The sequence below is a fragment of the Thermoanaerobaculia bacterium genome (genome assembly GCA_035260525.1).
GTDB lineage: Bacteria > Acidobacteriota > Thermoanaerobaculia > UBA5066 > DATFVB01 > DATFVB01.
On sequence record DATFVB010000166.1, the window covers coordinates 1 to 8,313 of the forward strand.

Genomic DNA, 8,313 nt, shown 5'->3' on the forward strand with positions numbered 1-8,313 from the left:
AGCCGCGGAGGACACGTCGCGGAAAGTCTCCGCGAGGATATCCAGCGCGCGACGCCAGGCGCAGCTGCGAAGCGGCCAGCGCGTAGCGCTGAGCGCGTCAATCGCCGCGCACGCCAGTGCGCGAGCCACCGAAGCGGAGGAGGTCCGCGACGTGGGAGCGTAAGCGGACGCGCGCAGGCGCGGGCCGCGGAAGCGACGGATGGTGGAGCTGAACGGGATCGCCTCTCGTCGCTTCGCTCCGGAGGCGATGGATCGAGCTGAACAATGGTTCGATCCCTCGCATCGAAAATCGCGCCGTAGCGTCGTCAAGCGCAACAGCGCTTGGCAGGGCGAAGGCGGATGGTGGAGCTGAACGGGATCGAACCGTCGACCTCCTGAGTGCGATTCAGGCGCTCTCCCAAACTGAGCTACAGCCCCACGGAAGGGGGCAAACCATAGCATGGACCGAAGGGCCCTTCAACCCTTCCGGACGGGCGTGAAGCTCGAAGGATGCACGCGTTGCGCGGGGCCGTGCGACGCGAGCTCCGGTGCGCGGTCGCCCTCGACGCTCTCCCCGCCCGTCCGCCGGAGAAGCTCCGAATAGAGGTCGTCGATCCAGGCGTGCAGGCTCCAGAAGTGCTCGTTGTGGGGCGAGCACTCGGGCGAGTTCATTGCGGCATCGCGGAGTCCCGGGTGGGCGGCGCCGAAGCGGTGCGCCTCGTAGGCGGCGATGTTCGCGTGCGCGATGTTGTGCAGCCCGCGGAAGCGGTCGCCGCCGACGAGCGTCGGCTCGAGGAAGCTCCCCAGGTCGTCGGCCGTGCCCTGCCGGACGATCTCGCCCGCGCGGTCGAGGGCGCCCGGAAGAAAGCCCGGCTGCGACCAGGCGAAGAAGTCCGCCAGCCAGGAGGGGAATCGGTTCCAGCGGTCCAGCAGAAAAAGCGTGTCCGGATGGCGCGAGGCTTCTTCCGCGAAGGTCCGGAGCATGGCTCGGTGATAGATCAGAAACTCCTCGCCGCTCCCCGGCTCGTCGAGGGCGCGCAGGCCCGGGAAGCCGGTTCCGGGACCGCGCAGGGCGGCATTGACCGGCAGGCGCGCCGCGTGCCACAGGGCGTGAGGGGCAAACAGCGGCTTCACCGCGCCGTAGAGCGGGTCCGGAAGCCTCATCGATATCCCCATCGCGAAACCCTCGCGATGGGGACGCGTCTCCGTCGAGAAAAGTCGCTAAATCACACGAACGACGGGCTCACTGGCCCGAATAGGACGTCGTGCAGGTCGGCGGCGGAAGCGTGTGACCGGAAGCATCCGTCGCATCGAACAGGCGAAAACCCGTGAAGAAGCCCAGGAATCCCTGCCAGAGCCGGACCCAGGAGGTCGTCCGATGCGGGACCACGATTGCCGGACGGGCGGCGGCGGGGGCCGCCAGTGCGATGACGAGGATCAGGCCGAGAAATCGACTTTTCATGATGGTGCCTCCTTTTCACCTTCTTCATCGCTTCCAGGCGAAAAAGGGGACACCGAACCGTGTCGTTTCCTGCCGCGGGCACCCGCCGGCGTCGGAATCAGGCCGTCGGAAAGACGAAAACTACGCGGCCGACCAGCGGAGGTCTTCGCCGTTTTCCAGCCGCCGGAGGAAAATCCGGACCCGGCCGATCCGGCTCAAATTAAGCTCCTGCTCCGCCGCCGCGAGATAGGCGATCGCGCGCCCCGCCTCGCGCTGGAAGCCGAGCGCATCGATCCGTGGCCGCAGCACCCGGCAGATTTCCCTCGCCTCGACGGCGCGGTCGAGCTCGAGGAGGACTTCCGCGATGTTCAGCTCGAACTGGATCTCCTCCCAGGGGATCGAGAGAGCGCGGAAACCTTCGCGCAGGGCGATCATCGAGTCGAGCGCTTCCTCGAGACGGCCCTCGGCCCGGGCGAGATCGGCGAGCCCGCATCGCACCCGCATCAGGCGCCCCTCCTGGCCCGTGCTCTTCAGCAGAGCCTCGGCGCGCCCGTAGATGCGCCGCGCCTCCTCGAGCCGCCCCGTCCGGACGAGATCGACTCCGTAGTTCGTCAGGAGAGTCGCGTGCACCGCCCGGTCCTCTCCGAGCCGCGCGTCCTCGAGGATCTCGCGATAGAGCGCGACCGCCTCCTCGGGACGTCCGAGATCCGACACGAGGACGGCTTCGACCTGGCGGCATCGCGCCAGCCGGTCCCGGTCCTCCAGCGTTTCGTAGATCCGGCGCGCGGAACGGATCTCGTCGAGCGCCTCGGCGGGCCGGCTCGAGTTGTAGAGCGCCGTCGCTCGCACGTAGTGCCAGAACCCGAGCTCGATCTCCGGCACGGGCGCTCCGTCGAGGGCGTCCCGGACGGCGTCGAGCGCGCCGAGCGCGTCCTCGATCCGTCCCTCGCCGACGAGCACGCAGGCGAGCGACGCGCGCAACGAGGCGGCCAGCGCCGGGTCGACGGGCGGCCGGCCGTCCTCGATGAACGAGAGAGCGCTGCGCAGGATTCGTCCGGCGAGCGCCGGTTCCGTGCGCAGCCGCTCGCGGCAGAGCGGATGCGCCTCCTCGAGCAGGTCCGGCGTCCACGAGAAACCGGCGGCCGAGCCGTCCGAACCCCCGAACGCCGTCTGCAGCGCGTCGCGGCGCTCCTCGGCCGCCGAGAGGATCTCGCCCGCGCGGGCGCGGGCCACGGCGGCGATCACGTCGTCGGCGGCGTCGGCGGCCGGCGTCCCGGCCTCGACGAGATGGAGCGCGCCCGGGATCGCCCGCGAGAAGCGCTCGAGGGACTCGACCGTGACCTGGCATCGAGCGCACTCCGCGTGATGGGCGGCCAGCGCGCGCCGGGCTTCCGGCTCGAGCTCGTCCTGGACGTAGTCGAGCCAGTCGATCTCTTCGAAATGGATCCGCGGCGTCGCGTTCATGCCGTTCTCCACGGGCCGTTCATGCCGTTCTCCACGGGCCGTTCATGCGGCGGTTCCCATGCTTCGCCGCAGCCGGCCCAGGCAGCGGCTGATCATCCGTTTCAACGTTTCGCGCTTGTAGCCCATCCGGTCCGCGAGGTCGGCGGTCCGCTGGTTCTGCCAGAAGCGCCGGGCGAGGACGTGCCGGCAGTTGTCGGAAAGCGACGGCCAGGTGCGGGCCAGACGCGCGCCGTCGACGACGGCGACTTCGTCCGGCAGGTCGCACTCGGCGGGGCATGCCGGCTCGTCTCCCCGCAGATCGTCGAGCGCGACATCCTTCCTCCGGCGGTATCGGGATCGCCAGAAATCGAGGCACCGCCGGCGCGTAATCACGATCATCAGGCCCGCGGTCGCCCGGGCGCCGCGCCGCGCGTGCAAGAGGAAATCGACCGCGGCCTCCTGCAGCACGTCGTCGACCTCCTGCGCGGGAATCTTGAAGGCGTGCTCCGCGAGCTTCCGCGCGTCGGGAAGGACGCCGCGGAGCACGTCCTCTTCGGACGAGGCGCCGCCCGCTGCGGCCGGGTCGAAGTCCGGCGCCGCGCCGGCCGTGGCGGATGCGGGGATGGCCATGTGCGGCCATTATAGAGCCGCCCGCAACCGCTCCGGTATGCTGCGGACGTGGGCGTCGAGATCGCGTTCGAGGAGGTGTCGAAGACGTACCCGGGCGCCCGCGACACGCCGGCACTGGACCGCGTCTCGCTCGAGATCGCGGCCGGCGAATTCGTGGCCGTCGCCGGCCCTTCGGGCTGCGGAAAATCGACGCTTTTGCACCTGGCGGGGGGAATCGACGTGGCCACGAGCGGCCGGGTGGTCGTGGGAGGCCGCGACCTCACCGCGATCCCGGAGGAGGAGCTGACCCTCTTCCGGCGCCGCCGCGTGGGAACGGTCTTCCAGTTCTTCAACCTGATCCCGGCGCTTTCCGTGCGCGAGAACGTCGAGTTGCCGCTCGCCCTCGACGGAAACCGCGAGGCTTCGGCGCGCGCGCGGGAGCTCCTCGCGCGCGTCGGCCTGGCGGAGAAGGGGGACGCCTTCCCGTACGAGCTCTCCGGGGGCCAGATGCAGCGCGTCGCGCTCGCCCGCGCGCTCTCGGCGCGCCCGGAGCTGCTGCTCGCCGACGAGCCGACGGGGAACCTCGATTCGCTCTCGGGCGCGGCGGTCCTCGACCTGCTCGCCTCGCTCCACGAGGAGCACGGGGGCACCGTGCTCATGGCGACGCATTCGGAGGAAGCGGCGAGGCGGGCCGGACGCGTCGTCCGCCTCAAGGACGGCAGGGTCGCGTGAGGCTCCTCTTCGCGGGGCTCGTCTGGCGGCCCGCGCGGACCCATCCCCTGCGGATGTTTCTCTCGTTTGCGGGGGTGGCGATCGGCGTCGGAGCCGTATGCGCGATCCACCGCGCGAACCGCAGCGTGACCGATTCGTTCCGCGAGGGCGTCGAGGCGGTGTCCGGCGCCGCTCGCCTGACCGTCGAGGGGGTCGACGGGGTGCCGGAGAGCGCGGGGTCGCGGCTCCGGTGGATCTGGGGGGTCGGGGCGTTCGCGCCCGTCGTCGACCGGTTCGCCGTGTGCGGCGACGGCACCGACGAGCCGGTCGAGATCCTCGGCGTCGACGTGACGGCGGAGGAGCCGGTCCGCCGGTATCGCCTCGCCGCCCCCGCCGGGGGTGATCTCCGCTCCCTGTTCTCCGCCGACGCCGTCCTCGCCCCCGCGTCGTTCGCGCGCCGGCATCGCGTTTCCGTGGGAAGCGAGATGCCGATCTTCGTCCGGGGGCGCCGCGCCGACGTGCGGATCGCCGGGGTTCTCGAGCCGGTCGGCCCCGCCCGCGCGTCCGGAGGACAGGTCCTCGTGACCGGACTGCGGCACGCTCAAAAGCTCTTCGGGATGCCGGGACGCGTGGACCGGCTCGACGTCACGTTTCCGGAAAGCGTCCCGGAGGAGGAGATCGCGCGCCGGATCGCCGCGTCGCTTCCGGCGGGCCTCTCGGTCCGCCGGCCGGCGGCCCGCGCGGCGTCGGCGGACAAGATGGTCCGCGCGTACCGATTGAACCTCGCGGCGCTCGGGTCGATCGCGCTGCTCGTCGGCGCGTTCTTGATCTACAACACCCTCTCGATGTCGGTGCTCCGGCGCTGGCCCGAGATCGGCGCCGTGCGCGCCCTCGGCGCGTCCCGGCGCTCGATCCTCGCCTGCTTTCTCGCCGAGGGCGCGGCGCTCGGCGCGATCGGGACGGCGGCCGGCCTGGGGCTGGGGTGGGCGCTCTCGCGCGCGCTCCTGCCGACCGTCGGCGCCACGGTCGTGAGCGTCTACCGGGCGACGGCCACGCTGTCCGTTTCTTCGTCGTGGGAGCCGTTCGTCACCGCCGCCCTCGTCGGCCTCGTCTCGTCCGTCGCCGCATCCGTCGTGCCGGCCGTCGAGGCTTCGCGAATTCCCCCGGCGGCGACGATGCGGCCCGGCTCGATCGAGCGGCGGCGGCGGCGCCGGGCGGGATGGTTCGCCGCGATCGCCGCCGGGTGCGCCGCCCTCGGCGCGGGCCTCTCGCGGCTCCCCGCGGTCGGGGGCTTCCCGCTCTTCGGGTTCGCCGCCGTCGGATGCGCGATCGCCGCGCTCGCGTGGGGCGCTCCGGCGGCGATCATCGTCATCGAGCGGGTCTCGCGGCGGCCGCTCCACCGTCTCTTCGGCGTCCCCGGCCGGCTCGCCGCGGCCTTCTTCGGGGGCAACCTCTCGCGAAACGCCGTCGCGATCGCCGCGCTCGCGCTGGCGCTCGGGATGAGCGGCGCGATGGCCGTGATGATCGCGTCGCTCCGGCGGACCGTGATCACGTGGGTGGACCAGTCGGTCGCGTCGGACCTGTTCGTCAAGTCGGCGACCGGAGACCGGCGCGGGATCATCGGCACGATCCCGGCGGAGGCGGTCGACTTCCTCCGATCGGTCCCGGGAGTCGCGGTGGCGGATCCCTTCCGGACGATCGACGCGCACGACGCGCGCGGAACCCCGTTCACGATCGGCGCCGGCGATTTCGGGACCGCCGTCCGGATCGGCGCGCTGCCCCTCGAATCGGGACGCGACCCCGCGGAGGTGTTCGGGCGGGCGCGCCGGGAAGGCCAGGTCTTCGTGTCCGAGCCGTTCGCGCGCCGCTTCGGGAAGAAGCGGGGCGACCGCGTCCGAGTCCCGACCCCCTCCGGGCCGCGGGAATTCCCGATCGCCGACGTCTACCCCGACTATTCGAACGACCGTGGCACGGTGGTGATCGACCGTCCCCTCTTCGTTTCGCTCTTCCACGACACCGACGTCTCGACGGTCGCCATCCGCGCGGCGCCCGGCGTCTCCCCCGAGGCCCTCCGCGACCGCATCCTCGCCGGAGCGGGAGGGCGGTTCGCTTTCTCGATCCTCACGAATCGGACGCTTCGCGCCGAGGTGCGGAAGATCTTCGACCGCACGTTCGCGGTGACGTGGGCCCTGGAGGCGATCGCGCTCCTCGTCGCGGGTCTCGGCGTCGTCAACGCGCTCTTCGCGCTGATCGTCGAGCGCCGCCGGGAGCTCGCGCTGCTTCGCGTGCTCGGGACGTCCCGGCGGCAGCTCCGCCGCTCCATCGCGATCGAAGCGGGACTGATCGGCGCGGGCGCGCTCGGGCTCGCCGCGCTCGCGGGAACGGCGTTCGCCGCGATCCTCATCGGCGTCATCAACCCGCAGTCGTTCGGCTGGTCGATCCGCGTCGAGATCCCCTGGCGGGAGATCGCGGCCGGCTTCGCCCTGGCGCTCACGACGACGGTGGCCGCAAGCCTCGTCCCGGCACGGATCGCCGTCGGGGGAGACGCGGCCGCGGGGATCCGCGAGGAATGAGGCGCGTGGCCGTCCTCGCCGGGCTCGTCGCGGCGTTTTTCGCCGCGCCGCTCGACGCGGCGTTCCTTTCCGCGCCGCTCGACGCGGCGACCCCGCCCTCGACGAATGCCGCCCACCCCGACGCCCGGGCCGAGTGGTGGTACTACACCGGGCATCTCGAGACGGCCGCCCGCGAGGAATTCGGTTTCGAGCTCACGTTCTTCCGCGCCAGGCTCGGAGACGGCGACGACGTCGACGCGGCGCACTTCGCTCTGACCGACGTCGGGCGGCGCTCCTTCCGCTGGGCCGAGAAGCTCCATCGCCCGTTCCCCGGGATCGCGGGAGCGGACTCCGGGCGACTCGCGGTCTTCATCGAGGACTGGGAGACGCGCGAGGAAGGCGGCGTCCATCTCCTCCGCGCGTCGATGCCGGAAGCCGCGATCGCTCTGCGGCTCGAGCCGCGCAAGCCGCCGGTCCGAAACGGCGCCGGCGGCATCTCTCGAAAGGGGCCGCGTCCCGACGAGTACTCGAATTACGTCTCGATTCCGCGGCTCTTCGTCTCCGGAACGCTCACGCGCGGCGGGAAGGCCGAGCCCGTGTCCGGGATCGCCTGGTTCGACCACGAGTTCGGGCCGGGCGGCCTGCCCGAGGACCTCGCCGGCTGGGACTGGTTCGCCGTGCAGCTCTCCGACGGAACCGAAGCGATGCTCTACCGGCTTCGCGCGAAGTCGGGAGGCGAGTCGCCTTTTTCGCAGGGCACCTTCGTGGCCAGGGACGGGACGGCGTTTCCGCTCTCCGCCGGAGACTTTTCGGTCGAGGCGACCGGCCGCTGGCGCTCGCCGCATACCGCCGCGACGTACCCTTCCGGATGGCGGCTGCGCGTGCCCTCGCGCGGCCTCGACCTCGCCGTGACGCCGCGGGTCGCCGACCAGGAGCTCGTCACGAACCGCTCGACCCGCGTGACGTACTGGGAGGGCGCCTGCGCGGTCGCGGGAACCGCGCGCGGCGTTCCGGTGACCGGGAAGAGCTACGTGGAGCTGACCGGATACGCGGGAGGAGCCCTCCCCTAGCAGACCGTGAAAAACGGATCCCGGCGGCGTGTCACGAGTCTTGCCGATCGTCCGCAGGACGGCACGGCCCTCCCAGCGTGACGGCGCCGGGCGCGATGCCAGTTGATCAGAGGACGAGGCGCGGCGAGGCGCGAGCCCGCCGGGATGCGGGCCGCCCGCCGGCGCCTAAGGCGTGCCGACAAGCGTACGTCGTGGCGACGGCCGGCGGCTCGCGCCCGGTCCCGATAGATCATGCGACCGTCGATCCCAGTTGATTCAACCTCGAGGCGCGGCGAGGCGCGAGCCCGCCGGGATGCGGGCCGCCCGCCGGCGCCTAAGGCGTACCGACAAGCGTACGTCGTGGCGACGGCCGGCGGCACGCGCCCGGCCGGCTCGATGCATCGCCGCGCTTGCTAGGAACGCGAGCGCGCCGTCTCCTCGTCGATATGCCGCGCCGCCTCGTCGAGCACCGCCCATTCCGTGCGGTCGAAGCGCTCGTCGTCGGCCTCCGCGGCGGCGCGCTCGTCGG

At 71.9% G+C, this 8,313-nt stretch carries 7 protein-coding genes and 1 tRNA gene; 3 read left to right on the forward strand and 5 right to left on the reverse strand.

What is annotated here, in order from left to right:
* Window positions 1–340: 340 nt before the first annotated feature.
* The 5 genes from VKH46_08155 to VKH46_08175 form a co-directional block, all read right to left on the reverse strand.
* Window positions 341–417 (reverse strand) — tRNA-Ala (locus tag VKH46_08155).
* Window positions 418–456: 39 nt separating this feature from the next.
* Entirely contained in the window at window positions 457–1,143 is a 687-nt protein-coding gene (locus tag VKH46_08160; protein ID HKB70800.1) for a hypothetical protein, read from the reverse strand.
* A 79-nt stretch (window positions 1,144–1,222) separates the two neighbouring features.
* Window positions 1,223–1,441 (reverse strand): hypothetical protein, encoded by a 219-nt coding sequence (locus tag VKH46_08165; protein ID HKB70801.1) that lies wholly within the window; start codon window positions 1,439–1,441, stop codon window positions 1,223–1,225.
* Between the two features lie 120 nt (window positions 1,442–1,561).
* Window positions 1,562–2,884, reverse strand: a complete 1,323-nt coding sequence (locus VKH46_08170) for a tetratricopeptide repeat protein (GenBank protein ID HKB70802.1) — start codon at window positions 2,882–2,884, stop codon at window positions 1,562–1,564.
* A gap of 42 nt (window positions 2,885–2,926) precedes the next feature.
* Window positions 2,927–3,493, reverse strand: coding sequence for a sigma-70 family RNA polymerase sigma factor (locus VKH46_08175; protein HKB70803.1), 567 nt, complete (start codon window positions 3,491–3,493; stop codon window positions 2,927–2,929).
* 48 nt (window positions 3,494–3,541) lie between these two features.
* Here VKH46_08175 and VKH46_08180 point away from each other — a divergent pair, with 48 nt between their 5' ends.
* The 3 genes from VKH46_08180 to VKH46_08190 are packed head-to-tail and all read left to right on the forward strand — an operon-like array spanning window position 3,542 to window position 7,805.
* Window positions 3,542–4,204: an ABC transporter ATP-binding protein gene (locus VKH46_08180; GenBank protein ID HKB70804.1), complete on the forward strand. Its 663-nt coding sequence runs from the start codon at window positions 3,542–3,544 to the stop codon at window positions 4,202–4,204.
* Window positions 4,201–6,756, forward strand: coding sequence for an FtsX-like permease family protein (locus VKH46_08185; GenBank protein ID HKB70805.1), 2,556 nt, complete (start codon window positions 4,201–4,203; stop codon window positions 6,754–6,756). The genes VKH46_08180 and VKH46_08185 overlap by 4 nt, the downstream gene beginning before the upstream one ends.
* A 5-nt stretch (window positions 6,757–6,761) precedes the next feature.
* Complete coding sequence (locus VKH46_08190; protein ID HKB70806.1) at window positions 6,762–7,805, forward strand: lipocalin-like domain-containing protein; 1,044 nt, start codon at window positions 6,762–6,764, stop codon at window positions 7,803–7,805.
* The last annotated feature ends 508 nt before the right edge of the window (window positions 7,806–8,313 follow it).

Coding starts and splice junctions, on each gene's coding strand:
- VKH46_08160 (HKB70800.1), bottom strand. CDS start 1,143: ATGAGGCTTCCGGACCCGCTCTACGGCGCGGTGAAGCCGCTGTTTGCC.
- VKH46_08165 (HKB70801.1), bottom strand. CDS start 1,441: ATGAAAAGTCGATTTCTCGGCCTGATCCTCGTCATCGCACTGGCGGCC.
- VKH46_08170 (HKB70802.1), bottom strand. CDS start 2,884: ATGAACGCGACGCCGCGGATCCATTTCGAAGAGATCGACTGGCTCGAC.
- VKH46_08175 (HKB70803.1), bottom strand. CDS start 3,493: ATGGCCATCCCCGCATCCGCCACGGCCGGCGCGGCGCCGGACTTCGAC.